14 protein-coding genes are annotated in these 16,909 nt (G+C 65.6%); 3 read left to right on the top strand and 11 right to left on the bottom strand.

Annotated features, from left to right (window positions below; translation table 11 throughout):
• Positions 1-3: 3 nt before the first annotated feature.
• The 4 genes from IEY07_RS00740 to pepN all read right to left on the bottom strand — a co-directional run bounded on the left by IEY07_RS00740 (position 4) and on the right by pepN (position 6,293).
• Positions 4-966, bottom strand: a complete 963-nt coding sequence (locus IEY07_RS00740) for an ABC transporter permease (RefSeq protein ID WP_188893267.1) — start codon at positions 964-966, stop codon at positions 4-6.
• Positions 932-1,852, bottom strand: coding sequence for an ABC transporter permease (locus tag IEY07_RS00735; RefSeq protein WP_188893266.1), 921 nt, complete (start codon positions 1,850-1,852; stop codon positions 932-934). The genes IEY07_RS00740 and IEY07_RS00735 overlap by 35 nt, the downstream gene beginning before the upstream one ends.
• A gap of 102 nt (positions 1,853-1,954) precedes the next feature.
• Positions 1,955-3,610 carry a peptide ABC transporter substrate-binding protein gene (locus IEY07_RS00730; RefSeq protein WP_188893265.1) on the bottom strand — a complete coding sequence of 552 codons (1,656 nt, stop codon included), beginning with the start codon at positions 3,608-3,610 and terminating at the stop codon, positions 1,955-1,957.
• Positions 3,611-3,803: 193 nt separating this feature from the next.
• On the bottom strand, positions 3,804-6,293 hold the full coding sequence (gene pepN, locus IEY07_RS00725) for an aminopeptidase N (protein WP_188893264.1): 2,490 nt from the start codon (positions 6,291-6,293) through the stop codon (positions 3,804-3,806).
• 29 nt (positions 6,294-6,322) lie between these two features.
• Here pepN and IEY07_RS00720 point away from each other — a divergent pair, with 29 nt between their 5' ends.
• Together IEY07_RS00720 and IEY07_RS00715 are read left to right on the top strand one after the other, a co-directional pair.
• Positions 6,323-7,519 (top strand): GNAT family N-acetyltransferase, encoded by a 1,197-nt coding sequence (locus tag IEY07_RS00720; protein WP_188893263.1) that lies wholly within the window; start codon positions 6,323-6,325, stop codon positions 7,517-7,519.
• Between the two features lie 6 nt (positions 7,520-7,525).
• Positions 7,526-8,368 carry an alpha/beta fold hydrolase gene (locus tag IEY07_RS00715; protein ID WP_188893262.1) on the top strand — a complete coding sequence of 281 codons (843 nt, stop codon included), beginning with the start codon at positions 7,526-7,528 and terminating at the stop codon, positions 8,366-8,368.
• Here IEY07_RS00715 and IEY07_RS00710 read toward each other — a convergent pair.
• Positions 8,348-10,054, bottom strand: a complete 1,707-nt coding sequence (locus IEY07_RS00710; protein WP_188893261.1) for a DUF222 domain-containing protein — start codon at positions 10,052-10,054, stop codon at positions 8,348-8,350. The genes IEY07_RS00715 and IEY07_RS00710 overlap by 21 nt on opposite strands.
• A 119-nt stretch (positions 10,055-10,173) precedes the next feature.
• Between IEY07_RS00710 and IEY07_RS00705 the strand changes: the two genes are divergently transcribed.
• A complete protein-coding gene (locus IEY07_RS00705) occupies positions 10,174-10,791 on the top strand; it encodes a hypothetical protein (protein WP_188893260.1) in 618 nt (205 codons plus the stop codon).
• On the opposite strand, the gene IEY07_RS00700 is transcribed toward IEY07_RS00705, so the two are convergent.
• Genes IEY07_RS00700 through IEY07_RS00675 form a run of 6 tightly spaced genes read right to left on the bottom strand, consistent with a single transcriptional unit; the run spans position 10,751 to position 16,881 of the window.
• On the bottom strand, positions 10,751-12,109 hold the full coding sequence (locus tag IEY07_RS00700; RefSeq protein WP_188893259.1) for an MBL fold metallo-hydrolase: 1,359 nt from the start codon (positions 12,107-12,109) through the stop codon (positions 10,751-10,753). The two genes, IEY07_RS00705 and IEY07_RS00700, sit on opposite strands and share 41 nt — an antisense overlap.
• Positions 12,102-12,959 (bottom strand): carbohydrate ABC transporter permease, encoded by an 858-nt coding sequence (locus IEY07_RS00695; RefSeq protein WP_188893258.1) that lies wholly within the window; start codon positions 12,957-12,959, stop codon positions 12,102-12,104. Before IEY07_RS00695 ends, IEY07_RS00700 begins: the two co-directional genes overlap by 8 nt.
• The gene (locus IEY07_RS00690; RefSeq protein WP_188893257.1) at positions 12,956-14,287 is read right to left on the bottom strand and encodes an extracellular solute-binding protein; all 1,332 of its coding nucleotides are present in this window, start codon (positions 14,285-14,287) and stop codon (positions 12,956-12,958) included. The genes IEY07_RS00695 and IEY07_RS00690 overlap by 4 nt, the downstream gene beginning before the upstream one ends.
• Before the next feature lie 41 nt (positions 14,288-14,328).
• A complete protein-coding gene (locus IEY07_RS00685) occupies positions 14,329-15,246 on the bottom strand; it encodes a carbohydrate ABC transporter permease (protein ID WP_188893256.1) in 918 nt (305 codons plus the stop codon).
• Positions 15,239-16,117: a MurR/RpiR family transcriptional regulator gene (locus tag IEY07_RS00680; protein WP_188893255.1), complete on the bottom strand. Its 879-nt coding sequence runs from the start codon at positions 16,115-16,117 to the stop codon at positions 15,239-15,241. The genes IEY07_RS00685 and IEY07_RS00680 overlap by 8 nt, the downstream gene beginning before the upstream one ends.
• Entirely contained in the window at positions 16,114-16,881 is a 768-nt protein-coding gene (locus IEY07_RS00675; protein WP_188893254.1) for an HAD family hydrolase, read from the bottom strand. Before IEY07_RS00675 ends, IEY07_RS00680 begins: the two co-directional genes overlap by 4 nt.
• Positions 16,882-16,909 lie beyond the last annotated feature (28 nt).

Genomic DNA, 16,909 nt, shown 5'->3' with positions numbered 1-16,909 from the left:
TCCTCAGCGCAGCTTCGGATCGAACGCGTCCCGGACGGCGTCGCCGAGCAGGATGAAGGCAAGCACGGTCAGCGACAGAAACAGGCTCGGGAAGAGCAACATGTGCGGAGCTGCCGTGATCTCACCCAGCCCCGAAGCGTCCGATATATCACTGCCCCATGAGATAGCGGGATCCTGCAGTCCGATACCGAGGAAGGACAACGTTGCCTCGGCAGCAATGTAGACGCCGAGGTTGATGGTGGCAACGACGATGACCGGCGCGAGAGCGTTGGGCAGAATGTGGCTGAAGATGATCCTTCCCGGCTTCGCTCCTAGAGCCTTCGCGGCCTGCACGTAATCGCTGGGTTTGACCTGCAGCACCGCACCGCGCATCAGGCGCGCGATGTTCGGCCAACCCAAAAGCGCGAGCACAAAAACGATCTTGAGCACCTGCACGATGAGCGGTGCATCGACGCTGGTCGGGAACTTGTAGAGAAAGAGGATTCCGCCGAGCAGCAGCGGAATCGTGAAGAAGATCTCACCGATCCGCTGCAGGATGGCATCCACCCAGCCGCCGAAGAATCCCGCCAACAGACCCATGATCATGCCCAGGATGGTCGTCGCGACGGTTGCCAGCAGCCCGACCGATAGCGATGCCCGAGCCCCGTAGATCGTCCGCGCGTAAACGGATCGGCCCTGACGATCCATGCCGAACAAGGGACCGTGCGTCGACGGCTTCTTGAAGGCGTCGGCGAGGTTGGCATATCGCGGATCGGTATGGGTGAACAGCTGCGGGGCGACGGCCATCGCGACGAAGATCACGATCAACACCGCTGACACCCAGAACAGCGGCTTGCGCCGCAGCTCGACCCAGGCAGCACTCCACTCCGAGCGACCCGCCGAGGCGGAGGGCACGTCGCCGACCGGCGCGATCGACTGTTCGGTTGCGGCTTCAGTCACTTGCGATCCTCGGGTCCAGCACGCCATACAGGATGTCGACGATCAGATTGATCAACAGGAAGACCAGCACCAGCACCGTTACGGCGCCGACGACCGACTGACCGTCGTGGTTATAGATGCTCTGGTAGATGAAGTTGCCGATGCCGTTGATGTTGAAGATCCGTTCGGTGACGATCGCACCACCCATCAATGCGCCGACATCGGCGCCGACATAGGTGATCACTGGGATCAATGAGTTTCGCAGCGTATGTACCCCGACAGTTCGACCTCGGCTGAGCCCTTTCGCTCGCGCGGTTCGCACATAGTCCGCCCGGAGGTTCTCTACCAGACTCGTCCGTGTCAGACGGGCCACGTACGCAACGGACAACGAGCCCAGAACCAGGCCCGGCAATATCAGTTGGCCCAGTGTTCCCTGTGTCGAGGTGACCGGGAACCACTGCAGCTTTACGCCGAAAACCATCTGCGCCAAGGCGCCGATGACGAACACCGGGATCGAGACCACCAATAGAGTGCTGACCAGCACGAGATTGTCCAGGAAGCCGTTCTTCCTGATTCCCGCCAGCACACCCGCGGCAATGCCGACGACCAGTTCGAACAGGATGGCGATGATCGTCAGTTTGATTGTGATCGGGTACCTGGTGGTCAGCTCCTGGCTGACGTCGTTGCCATAGAAGTTGACACCCAGATTGCCGTGCACCAACTTGCCCAGATACAGCAGGTACTGGAGAACAAGCGGCTTGTCGAGGTTGTATTCGGCGTTGAACTTCGCGATGTACGCCGGTGGGCAGGGCCGTTCGCCGCAGCGTCCCTTTGCCGGATCCCCGAGACCAAACACCATTGTGTAGATCAAGAAGGTCGTGCCGAGGACGACCGGGATCATCTGCAACAGGCGTCTGATGATGTATCTCACCATTGGCGGATCAGTCCCTCTCCATGTCCGTTCCTGAGCCTATGCGTGTGGGCCGGCCCGGCGGGCCGGCCCACACCTCAGCGCTCGCCCAGGAGGCTTTCCACCTCAGGACTTCTTGAGCTGGATAGAGGACAGATCGAGCTGCTGGAAGGCGTCCACCTTGATGTCGGTCACGTTGTTGGACCAGGCATAGTTGGTCTTCTCGAACCAGAGCGGAGCTGTCGGGAAGTCCTTGCCGAGGATCTGCTCAGCCTTCTGATAGGCCGCATCGGCAGGCGCGCCGGTGTCGGCCGATGCGGCAACCTGCAGCTGCTTGTCGAAGGCTTTGTTGCTGTAGCCCGCGTAGTTGGAGTCGGCGCCCGTACCGTAGATCGGCGCCAGGTAGTCCTCGATCGACGGGTAGTCCATCACCCAGCCGTTACGGAACATCCCGCTGATCTCCTTCTTGTCGAGGCTGTCCAGCAGGGTCTTGAAGTCAGGCAGCGGCTTCGCGACCACCTTGATCCCGAGGTTCTGGCTCACCTCGGAGGCCACCGCTTCACACCATGCCTTGTGTCCGCCGTCGGCGTTGTAGGTCAGGGTGAGGGTGCCCTTGTAGCCGTTGGATTCCTTGAACAGCTGCTTGGCCTTGGCCGGGTTGTAGGTGCAGTTCTCCCCGCACGCACCCGCCTTGTAGCCCTCGACGACCGGAGACACCCAGCCGCTAGCAGGTGAGTAGGAGTTTGCGAAGACCTGCTTGATGATCAACGGCCGGTTGATCGACATCGAGATCGCCTCACGCAACTTCAGGCCCGATGCGCCGGTCAGCTGCTTGTCGATCGGCGAGAAGGTGATGTAGCCGAAGACACTGGAGCCCTTCTGTCCCCAACGACCAGCGAGCTCCTTCTGCCACTGGTTGTTGATCAACTGGTCGTTCGGGATCGGGTCCATGGTGCCGGTGAAGTCCAGGTTGTTCGCCAGCACATCGTTGAACGCCGCACTCGGATCCTTGTATACCCGGAAGTCGACCTTGTCGACATGGGGCTTGTAAGGCCCGGCGTAGTACGGGTTCTTCTGCAGCACGATGTCGGTGGTGTTGTTGCTGACCACCTTGAACGGTCCGGCGCCGACCGGGATCTTCTCCTGCGCCTTCTGGTTGGCGGCGCTCTTGAAGAAGGAGTCCGGCAGCGGGGCGAACGCGACGTAGCCGAGGCGGACCGGCAGGTTGGACACCTTCTCGGTCGTGGTGATCGTGAACTCGGTGTCGCTGATGACCTTCAGGCCAGACATCTTGTCGGTCTTGGGCGCCGTCTTGCACGCGCCGCCGTCGGTCTGCAGGTCGGCGTAGCCCTTGATCGGAGTGTAGAAGTAGGAGTTGGCCTGACCGTTCTTGCAGTCGGCCGCCCAGTTCCACGCGTCGACGAAGTTCGAAGCCTTGACGCTCGTGCCGTCGGAGAACTTGTAGGTCGGCTTGATCTTGACGTCGAAGTGCTGGTTGTCCTTGGTGGTGATGCTCTGGGCGATGTCGTTCTCAGGTTGAGAAGTATCGGGGTTGTAGCGGACCAGCTTGGCGGTTGTGTTGTTCAACACGGTGCCGCCGCACACTTCGTTGGTGTCGCCAGGCAGGAGTGGGCTCTGCACCGTACAGGCGCCGATCGAGATCTCGGATGAGGCATTGGATTTGCTGCCGCTTGTTGAACCGCCGCCACCGCATGCGGCCAGCAGCACTGCTGCCACACCGACCCCGGCTACAGCGGCCACCGCGCGAGTGTGTCCTCGCATTGGATGTCCTCCCGTTTCGTGCGTCCGGATCTCGGACGCAGCGCCCGCACGGCAGCCGATTTCTGTGATTTTCCCGACCGCTACCCGCGGGTACGTTAGAACAACTTTTAACCTCAACCGGGTCCTTCGAGCAAGTTGAGCGTCAAAACCGCCTCAGACACGAAACCTGATCGTGACCTCGTCACTGCCCTCGTTACTGCCCTGTGAAGCGGTCCAGCGAGGCCAGCGCCCGGCGAAGCTGGTCCAGATCCTCCAGCACCACCCGGCGGATCACCGGCGAGGTGTTGTCGTCGTCCAGCACCGCCTCGGCCGCGGTCAGCACCTCGGGCTCGGTGACCGACAGCGGGAACCCGAGACTCGGGATCCGGCCGAGTGCCCAGCCGGTCCGGAAGCCGGCCGTGGCGGCGATGTCGGTGAAGAAGCTCAGGGCGTACGGCTTGGTCAGCTGCACCTGCTCGGCGGAATCGCCGAATAGCGCCTCGGCGGTGGCGTAGAGCACGTAGGCCGAGGCCTCCGAAGGCTTCATCAGCAGGTCGTACGCCTGCTGCTTGGCCTCCGCGGTCGGCAGTGCGGCGCGTGCCCGGGCAGCGTTGACCTCGGCCGCCGCGGATCGATCTGCCGCCAGGGTCTGGTCGATGGTCTCGGGCCGGTCGGCCAGGGTGCAGAGCCGGGTGACGATCGCCCAGGTCAGATCCGGGTCCAGCTCGATCCCCGACGGCAGGTCCAAGCCCAGCCGCCAGGCGTCCAGCCGGTCGACGTCGGAGCAGGCGGGGACGGCATTGCGGAAGGCCATCAGCTGCCGATCCGAACCTGGCTCGGCCGCCGCCAGGATCCGGTCGGCGAGGGCGGCGACCTCGGCGAGCCGGTCGACGCGCTCGGCGATCGGTGTGTACGGCCCGGCCAGGCTGCGGCGGGCCGTCTGCAGCATGATGTTGACCACGACGTCGTCGGGTTCGTCGGCGAGCTGGTCGGTGATCATCGCGAGCGCCTCGCGCGGATCGAGCTCGGCGTCGCGCACCTGGTCGCGCACGCTGTTCCAGATCGCCACCCGGCTGCCGGGCTCGTCGATCCGGCTCACCACCGAGCGCAACTGCCGCCAGTCGGCGGCGTCGAAGCGCAGCTTGGCCCAGGTCTGGTCGTACGCGTCCGGCACCACAGCGATCGCGCCGTCGGGCCGGTCGTACGCGATCGGGTCGCTCGCGACCACCACAGGTGCCACGCCGAGCAGCTCACCGGTGCTGCTGATCCCGGCGAGGTGGACCGCGTGGCTGCGGTCGGCCGGGCGGTCGGCCGGCGGCGTACGGACCAGGCTGCCGTCGGTGACCGCGAGGGTGTCGACACCGGCCGTGAGCAGCCACTGGCGGGTCCAGTCATCCAGGCCGGTGCCGCCGGCGGCCGTCCAGGAGGCGACCAGTTCGGAGAAGTCGGCGTTGGCGTAGCCGTACTGGTCGAAGTGCCGGCGCAGCCCGGCCAGGAAGACGTCGTCGCCGAGGTAGCCGGCCAGCTGACGCAGGGTCGCCGCACCCTTGGCGTAGGAGATGCCGTCGAAATTCTGCAGCGAGCTCTGCGCGTCCTCAGCGCCGTTGCCGGCGATCGGGTGGGTCGCGGCCGACTGGTCGACGACGTAACCCCAGGCCTTACGGGAGATCCCGAATTCGGTCCACAGCGGATATTCGGTGGCCTCCGTGCAGCAGCGGTGGGCCATGTATTCGGCGAACGACTCGTTGAGCCACAGGTCGTCCCACCACCGCATGGTGACCAGGTCGCCGAACCACTGGTGGGCCATCTCGTGGGCGATCACGCCGGCCCGTCCGGCGCGCTCCGAGCGGGTCGCGCGGGAGCGGTAAATGAAGGAGTCCCGGAAGGTGACGCAGCCCGGATTCTCCATCGCGCCGGCGTTGAAGTCGGGAACGAAGGCCTGGTGGTATTCACCGAACGGGTACCGCACCCCGAAGGTGCGGTGGTAGTAGTCGAAGGCCTGCCCGGTGACCTCGAAGATGTTCTCGGCCTCGCGCCGCAGCGCGTTGCCGAGGCTGGCCCGTACGTGGATCCCCAGCGGTATGCCGTCATGCTCGCTGTAGAGCGAGGCGTACCGGCCGGCGATCAAGGTCACGAAGTAGGTCGACAGCGGCTGCGGCGGGGTGATCGTCCACGTCCCGATCCCCGAGACTGTCGAAGGGCCCTTCTCGGCAGGGCCGTTACCGTGCACAGTCCAGTCGTCGGGTGCGCTGACCTGGAAGGTGTAGCGAGACTTCAGGTCCGGCTGGTCGAAACAGGCGAACCACCGCGGGCCGGCGTCCAGGAAGCTCATCGCGTACAGGTAGAGGTTGCCGTCGGCAGGATCGACGTGCCGATGCAGCCCTTCGCCGTCGCTGGAGTAGGCCATCACGCCGTCGACGGTGACGGTGTTCGATGCCTGCAGGTCGGTCAGCGGGATGCGCTCGTCCTGCCAGCTCTCGGGGTCAAGCTCGCTGCCATTGAGAGTTGCCGAATTCAGCCGTACGCCTTTGAAGTCCAGAAAGGTGTCCGAGCCCGGCCGGGCCTCGAATCCGATCGTCGTCACCGACCCGAACTCGCTCGCACCCTGCCCGTCCTGACTGCTGAGATCGAGGGCGACGCGGGTGTCGCGGACCGTGATCGTTGCAGCGCGCTGTTGGGCCTCGAGGCGGGTCAGACTCGGCATGCGGTGACCCTAACGCAAGAATGCTGATCATGGACTTTGAGATCCGCACCGTCGCCGAGCAAGAAGCCGAGCACTTCTGGCGACTCGGTCATGAGGCATTCGGCTTCCCCACCACCCCGTCCGACCCCGGCAGTCTCGACCGACCCGGAGCGATCTCGGTAATCGCCATGGACGGCGACACGATGGCCGGGCGGATGGTGGACAGCGACTTCGACTGCTGGTTCGGCGGCCGGCTGGTGTCGACCTCCGGCATCGGCGGCGTGACCGTGGCGATGGAGTATCGCGGGCAGGGACTGCTGCGACCGCTCTTCACCGAGCTGTTCCGGATCGCCAAGGGCCGCGGCGCCGTGCTGTCGGCGCTCTATCCGTCATCGGCCGGCATCTATCGCAGCCTCGGCTACGAGGTGATCGGCACCGCCGATCCGGCCCGGTTCCCGATCTCCGCACTCGCCCGGATCTCGACACCCGACGGCATCCGCACCCGCCGCGCGACGATCGCCGACGTGCCGGCGATCCGCGAGGTGTACGACGTCTGGGCGGCTGCCAACAACGGCCCGCTCAGCCGCCGGGGTGCGTCGTTCCCGCCCGACGACGAGAACTTGATCAAGAGCTTCACCGGGATCACCATCGCGGAGCGGGACGGCGTGATCATCGGCTACACCAGTTGGAACCGGGGCTCGTCCTTCGGCCCCGAGGGCACGCTGAACGTCTTCGACCTGATCGCGTCCGAGCGTGACGGCTATCGCGCGCTGCTGGCCGCTCTGGGGTCGTACGCCAGCATCGTCGGTTGGGTGAAGGTGCAGAACGCCTCTGGTCTTGATCTTGTCCTGGAGCTCTTCCCCACTTCGGAGTGGCAGGTGCTGGATTCCCAGCCGTACATGATGAAGATCCTCGATGTCGTCGGGGCATTGGAGACTCGCGGCTACCCGGCGGTGATCAGCACCACCCTCGAGTTCGGCGTCTCCGGAGATCCGATCACCGGCATCGACGGGCACTATCGGCTCGAGCTGGCCGACGGTAAGGCGGTGTGCACCCGTCTTGGTGATCTTGGTCCCGAGACGTCCGTCCCAGTCTTCACACCCAACGGGCTGGCGCTCGCCTACGCAGGATCCCAGTCCTCGGCAGGGATCCGGACCGTCGGCGGCCTCTCCGGCCCGACCGACCACGACGACACCTTCGGCGCGATCTTCGGCGGCCGGCCGGTGCGGATCCGCGATCACTACTGAGCGACCATGACGGATGGCAGGTGGATACGACTCGACGAGGTGACGCTCTTCGTCCGTGAGCTGGGCGAGCCACGTCCAGACCGGCCGTCGCTGCTCGTGCTGCACGGCGGTCCGGACGTCGGACACAGCTACCTGCTGCCGGGATTCGAGCCGCTCGCTCATGATCATCATGTCGTGCTCTTCGACTTCCGCGGGTGTGGTCGGAGCAGCCGCGGGCTCGCCGAGGACGCTCTGCAGCCGGAGAACGTGATCACCGATGCTCATCAGCTCGCAGAACGGTTGGGCCTCGGAGCCGTTGATCTCTTGGGATTCTCGACGGGTGGACGGGCCGCGATCGAATTCGTACGGCGTTACCCCGACCAGGTGCGACGGCTGATCCTGGCCTCAACGAGCGCCTACCCGGCCAGCGATGCCGAGCCGTACCTCCGCGACTGGCCGGAGTACCAGCGTCGTCGGCAGGTGGAGGCCGATGCCGGCGGCGCGCTCCGCACGTCGACTATCTTCGTCTGGGATCTGGACAAGGTGCCCGACTATCTCGCCATGATCAACGATCTGGACGAGGACGACTGGAGCTACGAACGGTATGTCGACGGACGCATGCACCCGTGGGTCAACGGCGACCCGGAGTCGATTCTGCGAGGCTTCGCGAAACCGGCCCTGATCCTGCACGGTGGGCGGGACATGGGGTTTCCGTTGCCTCTTGCCGAGAGACTGCACGCTGCATTGCCAACCAGTCGACTTGCCGTCATCAATGAGGCAGCGCACATGTGCCACTTCGAACGACCCGAAGTGTGGGCAGGCGAGATCCACGCCTTCCTACGGGCGCGATCAGGCGGCCGCGGCGGCTGATCGCTGATCTGCCAACTGCCAGACGGCAGCAGCCCACTCCTGGTCACCCAGATCGAAGGTGCCCGTCGGATTGGTGATCAGCACCCGGCCGTACATCGTCTTGTAGACGTAGACGCCGGGGCCCGGTTGTCGCATCGATATGCGTCCGTGGGTGACGAACCGATGCTCCGCCCGCCCGAGCGGTCCGGCATTGTGCAGGCCGGTCTGCCCGCGGCCGCCTGTCCGATAGGGATCGGTGTGGTTGATGTCCATGTCCCGGCTCATGTTGGTCGAATACGGGAACACGCTGGCGGGCGTTCGCAGCCACAGCGACTCGCGCATCCGCTCGGGGAATTCGTACGCGTCGACCGGCGGGATCGCGCCCGGGTCGATGACCGGTGCGACGCGGATCCTGCTCGCACTGCCGAGCCATTCCTGCACCTGGGAGAGCAACGCCGGACCGACTTGCTCGACCCGAGCGGTCGGTGTCTCGCCGAGGTCGCCGTGACCGCATTCCGCGCTGACGGCCGACGCCAGTGCGGCGTCGGTCAGGTGCACGTACAACGTGACGGGAGCAAAGAGCCTGGTCGGGTCGATCGCCTTGACCAGGGCCTCCAGCGCTGCCTGCCGGGCGGCCTCGCTGGTCGGCTCTCGTCCGACGCCGTTGTCCGCATCGGCCTCGGGCCGATGGGTGTCATTCGCGATGGTGCCAAGACCGAGTTCTGTGGACTCGGGCACGTCCCCACGATCATCAAGATCACCGGGCGGAAGCGTCACCGGATCCGGAGGCAGCTCATCGGCCGGCGGCTCGCCGTCGACGTCGTAGTCGAACCCGGCTGCCGGATCGTTGAGTGGTGCGTCAGTATCCGGCGTGAACAGTGCCGACGTCGGAGTGAAGAGGTCCGGCTGATCATGCTCGACCAGGATCCGAAATGCCAGCCCTGGATTTCCCAGCGTCGCCAACGCGATCGCCTCCCACTCCGGCCTAGTCTGGGCATCGCCATAGCGAACGCCAGGAATCGGCTCCGGCGAATTCATCAGGATGTCGGTCAGCCGGGAGATCATCGCCTTCAGCCGCGTGGCATCGGGGGCGTCCAGTCGTGCATACAGGCTGCGGATCCCATACGGTGTCGACGGGCTGAAATGAGCCAGCCGAGCGCGCTTCGCCTCCTCGACCGCCTTGCGCACTCCTTCCGGATCTGCCTTCACCAGAGCCGCGTCCACCAAGTGTTCGATCCGTTGGGGCGGCAGGTTCGTCACCTTGTCGGCCAGCAGTCGGTCGATCCGTTGCGCGACCTCGAGGGGCAGCTCTCGCGTCCGGCGAGCGATCTGACGGGCGACGTAGGCCCGGACCTGGCACCGTCGCAGTCGCTCCCAGATCAACGGAAACCGGAACTTCAGATCCACCGCGTCCGCGATCAAGGAGTGTGATTGATAGACGCTGAGCCGCACCTCGGGCGCCAGCTCGGCGGCGGCGAACTCGGCGACCTTGGGAGTGCCCGGCCCGCCGTAGCGGACGGCTCGCTCGCCCAACACGCTCAGCCGGCCGGTCCCCGCCGAGGGCAGCTCGGCACCGGGGTGCACCGCGGCCCACTGCGCGACCAGGGACAACTGGCGGGACTGGGTCACGACCTCGTCCCAGGCACCTTCCCGAAGCGCCCCGACCACCATCGAGGCATCCATCTCCGGAACATACCGATCGAACATGAATGCTATTTTACGATTGGATACTGACACTCCGGTCGTTTCTCGTGTTGTCCATCCGGCCCAGGTGTTGTCCGTTCGATCCAGCTGTTGTCCGAGCTTGCATCGCCTAGCATCCAGCCATGAGCGATCGAGCCCGTCCCCGCACATCGGGCGCACCAGCGACCGCCGTTCTCGGCACCAAGGCGTTGTTGTTACTACTCCTGGCAGCCGCCCTCTTCTGGCCCGACCTCAGCGGACTGAAGGGCAAAGCATCGACGGCCAGACTGATCGTCTATCCGCTGGGCGCTCTGGCAATTCCTGTGTGGTGGCTGGTGTTCGGTCGGTTCCGTCGACCGGGTTTCCCTTGGACCGGGGATCTGCTCATCACCTTGCCGTGGCTGCTGGATCTGCTCGGCAACCGATTCAATCTCTTCGACACGATCGGCTGGTGGGACGACGCGATGCACTTCGTCAACTGGACGCTGCTCACCGCCGGCGTGATGATCACCTTCGCCCCGAGGCGACTCAGCCGCACCACGGCGATCTTCCTGGCCATGGGATTCGGCGCACCCGCCGCACTGGCCTGGGAGCTCGGTGAATACGCCACCTTCGTCCGGCGCTCGGCCGAATTGCAGACTGCCTACACCGACACCCTGGGCGATCTGACCCTGGGGACGCTCCTCTCACTGCTCGCCGGGCTCGTCACGCACCGCTGGGTCAGCGCACGAAGTAGGCCCGCCCGGCCTCCGGCACGATAGCCGGCACAACAGGGATCACTTGGGCCAATGCGGTCACGAGTGCTTCCGGCCTGAAGCCGTGGATCGGGAACACGACACCTGGATTGATCCGCCGGACAAGATCAACAAGACCCGCCGGCCCGGCATGTCCGCTGGAACCGGCCTCGATCCGCTCGATGCCGAAATGATCAAGCCAGTCAACGAACGGCTGCCAGTCCGGCATGAAGGGACCGAGTGGCTCGCCCTGGGAGTGGATCCAGGTGGTCTGCTCGCCGATCGGCAGGTCCAGCAGCCCTGCATCATCACGGCTGTCGGTCTGCAGCAGGTACGCCCCGGGGTGCGCCCAGACGTCGGCCAGCGACACCGTCCGGATCGGGCCGACCTCGGTTGTCGCGTTGGCCAGCGCTTCGGTGTGCTCGGGTCGTTGCGGCCTGCTGTCGTCCCAGGTCACCACCCCGGACAATCCCATCAGCTGCAGGAAAGCCGCCTGTTGCCCGGGCCAGACGAGGACCCGTCCCAGCTGCGCTGCCAGGTTGATCATCGTCTGGCAACGGTCGAGATCACGTTCGTACAGACTGATCAACTGCAGGCCCGGGCGACCGAGCTGATCGCGGACGACGTCACCGACCGCCTGCTCGCCCGGCGGCTCGAGGGGCAATGGATCGAAGCTCAGCATGGTGGTTTCGGTGATCAACACGTCGACGCCCTTGGCCCGGTCCGCGAAGTCGCGGCTCGCGTCGCCGCGGTGAACGTTGATGTCGCCGGTGTAGGCGATCCGGCCGTCCGGCGTGGTGATCAGAAAGCCGCACGCACCCGGCACATCGTGATCGACGGCGATCGGCTCGACGGTGATGTCGCCGACCACCACCGCCCGACCGGGTGGCGCGTCCTGCAGGGTCGGCGCATGCCCGGCGGGACCGAGCCCGGCGGAGCGGAGTGCCCGGTGGATCGAGACCGTCGTCGGGTGGGCATAGCAGGCAAGATCGGGCCGTACGAAGCCGATCATGCCGTCGTGGTCGATATGGGCGTGGCTGATGAAGACCGCCGACGGCCGCGGATCGGGCTGGCCGAGATCGACAACTGCGGCAGCGCGCGGCCCGCGGAGCGGCAGCAGCGCCGGATCGTAGATCCCTGGCAGGTCCGGTGCCTGGCCGGTGTTCAGATAGTCCGCGAGTTCGTGCCCCGTGCGAGTGCCGACCGGGCTGCGGAAGAGATCCGTACCGGACGGGATGTCGAGGCCGAGATCGAGCAGCACCCGGCCGTACGGCGTACTGATCATGATCTTGGAGCCGCCGATCACTCCCAGGCCGCCATAGAACTCGATCGTTGTCTCAGCCACGCACTGCTCCTTCGACTCCATAGGCACCGTTGACGAAATACTTCTGCAGGAAGAGGAAGAGCAGGATGATGGGCACGGTTGTGAAGGTCACCGCCGCGCACAATCCGGTCCAGTCGGTACCATCGGTGCCGTAGAAGGACTGCAGGCCCACCTCGATCGGCCGGATGCTGTCGGACTTCGTCATCAGATACGGCCAGACGAAGGCGTTCCAGGAGCCCATGAAGGAATTCAGGCCGACCAGCACCATCGACGGCTTGGCCAGCGGTGCGGCGATGCTGAACAGCATCCTGATCGGGCCGGCACCCTCCAGCTCGGCGGCCTCGAAGAGCTCCGGTGGCAGGGTGTTGAAGAACTGCCGCAACAGGAAGATGCCGAAGACCGAGGCGCCCCACGGCAGGATCTGGATCGCGTAGGTGTCGTAGAGCCCGAGCCGCTGGGCGATCAGGAAGTTGGGGATCAACAGCACGGTCTGCGGCACCATCATCACCGCCATCACGATCAGGAAGAGCGCGCCCCGGCCACGAAACTTCATTACGGCGAAGGCGAATCCGGCCAACAGCGAGGTGGCCAGCACCAACGCCACCACGCAGCCGGCGATCAAGATCGTATTCCCGAAATACCGCAGCCAGGGCGCGGCCTGCCAGGCCCTGCTGTAATTCGACCAGTCCCAGGCCGGCCAGAGCTTCGGCGGGAAGCGGTAGACATCGGACTCGGTGGAGACGCTGGTCAGGAACGTCCAGATCAGCGGCGCCAGGAAGGCCAGCCCGATGATCACCGCAACAACCTGCCGGACCAGGCGGCCGGGACGAAGCCTGCGCCGCCTGGCAAGAACGCCCGCCGTGGTCGTCATCCCTGCTGCTTGGCCTTCATGGCGTCCGCCTGCGCCGCCTGCAGCGCGGCGTTGGGATCCTTGCCCTGGGTGACGGCCTGCTGGATCGCCACCGACAGGTAGCCGCTGCAGGAGTTGACCCACTTGACCGGCGGCAGCGCGGTCGCCGAATTGAGCTGCTCGGTCGCTCCGGTGACGAAGGGCGTCTTCTTGGCGTACGCCTTGAAGTCGGCCTGCTGGGTGGCCTGCTGACAGACCGGCAGATAGCCGGTCTGGGCCGCCCAGTACGCCTGCTGGTCAGGCTGGGTGAGGAACTGCATGTACTTCCAGGCGGCGGCCCTCTGGTTGTCGTCGGCCGCTGCGAAGAGTGCGATGTTGGTGCCCGCCAACTGGTTGGCCGCCTTGCCGCCCGGACCGGTCGGCAACTGGGCGACGCCCATCGTGAACTTCTTGCCGGCCGAGGCCAGGTCGTACGGATAGCTGGCCACGCTGGAGATGTCGAAGGCACCGGTCTGGCTGCCGAGTGCAGTCTGGCCCGGGTAGTTCTTACCGAGGGCCAGTGCTCCGGCCTTCTTCAGGTCGACGAAATACTGCAGGGCCTTGACCACACCGGGCTTGGTGAACTGCGGCGTGCCGTCCTTGGCGAAGACCGGATCGCCGAAAGCCTCGGCGACGATCTCGAACAAGGCGGTCCCGCCCGCCGGTGAGGACGAGCTGCCAGGATCGATCGACAGGGCGACGACCTTACCGTTGGACACCGATTTGGCGACCTGGGCGAATTCGTCCCAGGTCTTCGGTGCCGTCTTGACCATGTCGGCGTTGTAGTACATGACGACGACGGACTTGTTGAAGGGCCACATCCAGGTCTTGCCGTCCGGCAGCTGCAGGTCGGCCTTGATGCCGTCGTAGAAATCCTCGTACTGCTGGGCCTTGGCGATGTAGGGGTCCAACTGCACGATCACCTGGGACTCGGCGTACTCGGCGGCCCAATCCTCGTAGACCTGCGCGATGGTCGGCGGCTTGCCGGCCGCGGTCTGGGCGCTGATCTTGGTCTGCAGCGTGCCGTAGTCAGGCTGCTCCTGAAGATCGACGGTGACGTTCGGATTGGCGGCCATGAAGTCCTTGGTCATCTTGGCCAGGGCGGTCTTCTGGGCGCCGGAGGACATCGCCTCCATGAAGCTGATCGTCACCTTGGCATTGGCGTCTCCCGAGGGCACAGTGCTCGGATTGGACGATCCGGAGGAGGACGAGCCTTTGGAACCGCAGGCGCTCAGGCCCACGGCGCCGGCGGCCAGGCCGAGGCCGCCTGCCAGCAGAGTGCGTCGACTGGGGGTGAAGGGAACAGACATTGCGAGATTGCCTTTCGGTACAGGATTTCGGAGCAAGATCTCTAGTGGTCGGAGGAACGCAATGAGCGCGACGCTGCCAGCTGGGCCAGCGAGAGCAAGATGGTGATCAGGAACAACACCACCGCCAGCGCCGCCGCGTATCCGGTGTTACGGAGCACGAAGGCCTGTTGGTAGAGCTGGAATCCGAGGGTGGACGTGTCGTAGCCGGGGCCGCCACCCGTCAGCACGAAGAACTGGGTGAATGCATGCAGACTGCTGACCGATCCGATCACCACGACGAAGATCACGAACGGCCGCAGCTGCGGCAGGGTCACGTACAGGAATTCCCGGGCCGGGCCGGCGCCGTCGATCCTGGCGGCTTCGCTGAGCTCGGTGGAGATCGTCGTCAGACCGCCGACGAAGACGATCGTGGTGAAGCCGATCTCATGCCACAGCGAGTAGATGATGATGCTCGGCATGGCGGTGTGGGTGTTGTTCAGCCAGTCGACCGGGTGGATGCCGACGAGGTTGACCACCGCGTTCGCCAGGCCGAAACGGGGATTGAACATCCAGACCCACACCAGCGAGGTGGCGACCAGCGGGGTGACGTAGGTCAGGAACAGTGCGCTGCGGACTGCCAGCAACACGGTGGACGCCCGATACAACAGGACGGCCAACAGCAGCGAGAGGATCGTGCCCAGCACGACCATGGAGGCCACGAAGTAGAGGCTGACCCCCATCGTGGAGGCGAAACTCGGCTCGTAGGTGCCCTGGATCATCGCCTTGTAGTTGTCCAGGCCGACGAACGTGCTCAGGGCCGAATTCAGGTAGTTCCATTTGAAGGTGCTGACCCCGAACGCGTACACCGTCGGGATGATCGTGAACACCGCGAAGATCGCCATCGCCGGTAGCACGAAGAGATAGGCGACCGGTGATCTCAGCGGCCGGAAACGGAACCGGGTCTGCACCGTCTCACTCATGAACGTGATCACTTACCGCCGAGAGGGCGAGTGCCGCGGCCCGACGGCCGCGCTCTCCCAGCTGGTCGCGCAACGAGCCCATCAGGCCCTCGATCAGGATCGCCTGCGGGATCCGGGTGGTGTAGGTGAGTTCGTCGGTGAAGGAGGTGTTCGGCATGCCGACGACCAACAGAATGTCCGCCAGTTGGGCGATCGCCGATCGTGCGAACGCAGTGATCACAATCAGTCCGGGCTCCCCTGCCGCGGCCTCCCGGGCCAGGGCCAGGGAGTCGCTGTGGGCACCGCTGCCGCTGATCACCAACACCACGTCGTGCGGCCCGAGCAGCCGGGTCACGACCAGCTGATCCATCCGGTCGCTGAGCTGCTCGGCCTGCAGTCCGAGCCGGACCAGCCGCGCGGTCACGTCGACCGACAGCGACCGGGAGAGCCCGTGCCCGACCACGAGGATCCGTCGCGCCGCTGCCAGCCGCGCGACGGCCCGGGCCACCTCGTCGGCATCCAGCAGAGCCGTCATCTGGACGGCGCTGTCCTGGACCTGGTGGAAGTGGGCGAAGGTTGCGGCGGCCACACCGCGTACGCCGTGATCACCGGAGTCGGCGGCCTGCCGCTGCAGCAGCGCGTCCCGGGCGAGCAACACCCGCAACTGCTGATAGCCGCTGTAGCCGAGGCTCTGCGCCGTACGGACCACTGTCGCGCGCGAGGTCGCGGCCAGATCAGCGACCTGCTGGCTGGACAATTCCGCGGCGTCGGCGGCCCGGTCCAGCAGCACCTGGGCCACCTGACGCTCGGCCGGCAGCAACGAGGGCAGCAACGAGCTGATCCTGGCGGTCACGTCCGCAGGTGCCCCGTGCGCCTGCTCCGGATCGGTCACCGCGACACCGCCACCGGTCGACGGGACGCGACGAAGCCGGCCGGATCCTCCGCCCAGTCGAGGATCGCCGGAGCCAGCGCCGCAAGATCGGGTCCCCAGGCGTGGGACGGCTGGTCGGCCGCGGGGGCAGAGCTGACATGGGCGGTTGCACAACCACATTCGAGCGGGATCGCGAGATCGTTGGTCCAGTGATCACCGACACTGATCAACGTCTCCGGCGGTCGCCCTGCGGTCAGTGCATCGACATGCTCGGCCATCCGGTGCGGTTTGTGGGCACTCACCACGACCTGGTCGAGCAGACCCGCCAGTCCGAACCGCTCGAGCGACTCGACCACGCCGACGGCCGGGGAATTGGTCAGCAGCACCGTGGTGGCCCGGTCTCCGATTGCGGTCAGCAAGTCGGCCACGCCGGGCGCCGGATAGCTTCCCAGGTCGTCGACGGCCAGCCGCCGGCGGCTCGCCAGATAGGCGGCGGACAGCTGGTCGGAGGTCAGCCGACCGGCGGTCAGGTCGCGTACGCAGCCGTAGCCGTCGGCGTAGCGGCGGACCAGCTCCGGGTCACCGCCCAGGAATCGGCGGAGCTGTTCGCCCGCGGCGGCCCGCAGCGGCGCCGGAAGCTGGGCGAACGCCTCGTCGGCGTAGGCCAGGACCGGTCCGTCGCCGAGGCTGACGGTACCGTCGAAGTCCAGCATCAGCACCGGACGGACAGAACCCACCGCGACCTCGGACACCAGTGCGCGAAGCTGTCGGGGACCTCTGCTCACGACCCGGGAGCGTACGCGGTCATGAAAC

It is taken from the genome of Microlunatus endophyticus, from assembly GCF_014646195.1.
GTDB lineage: Bacteria > Actinomycetota > Actinomycetes > Propionibacteriales > Propionibacteriaceae > Microlunatus > Microlunatus endophyticus.
The sequence above is the reverse complement of the archived record's forward strand: the minus strand, read 5'-3'. Positions and strand labels throughout refer to the sequence as shown.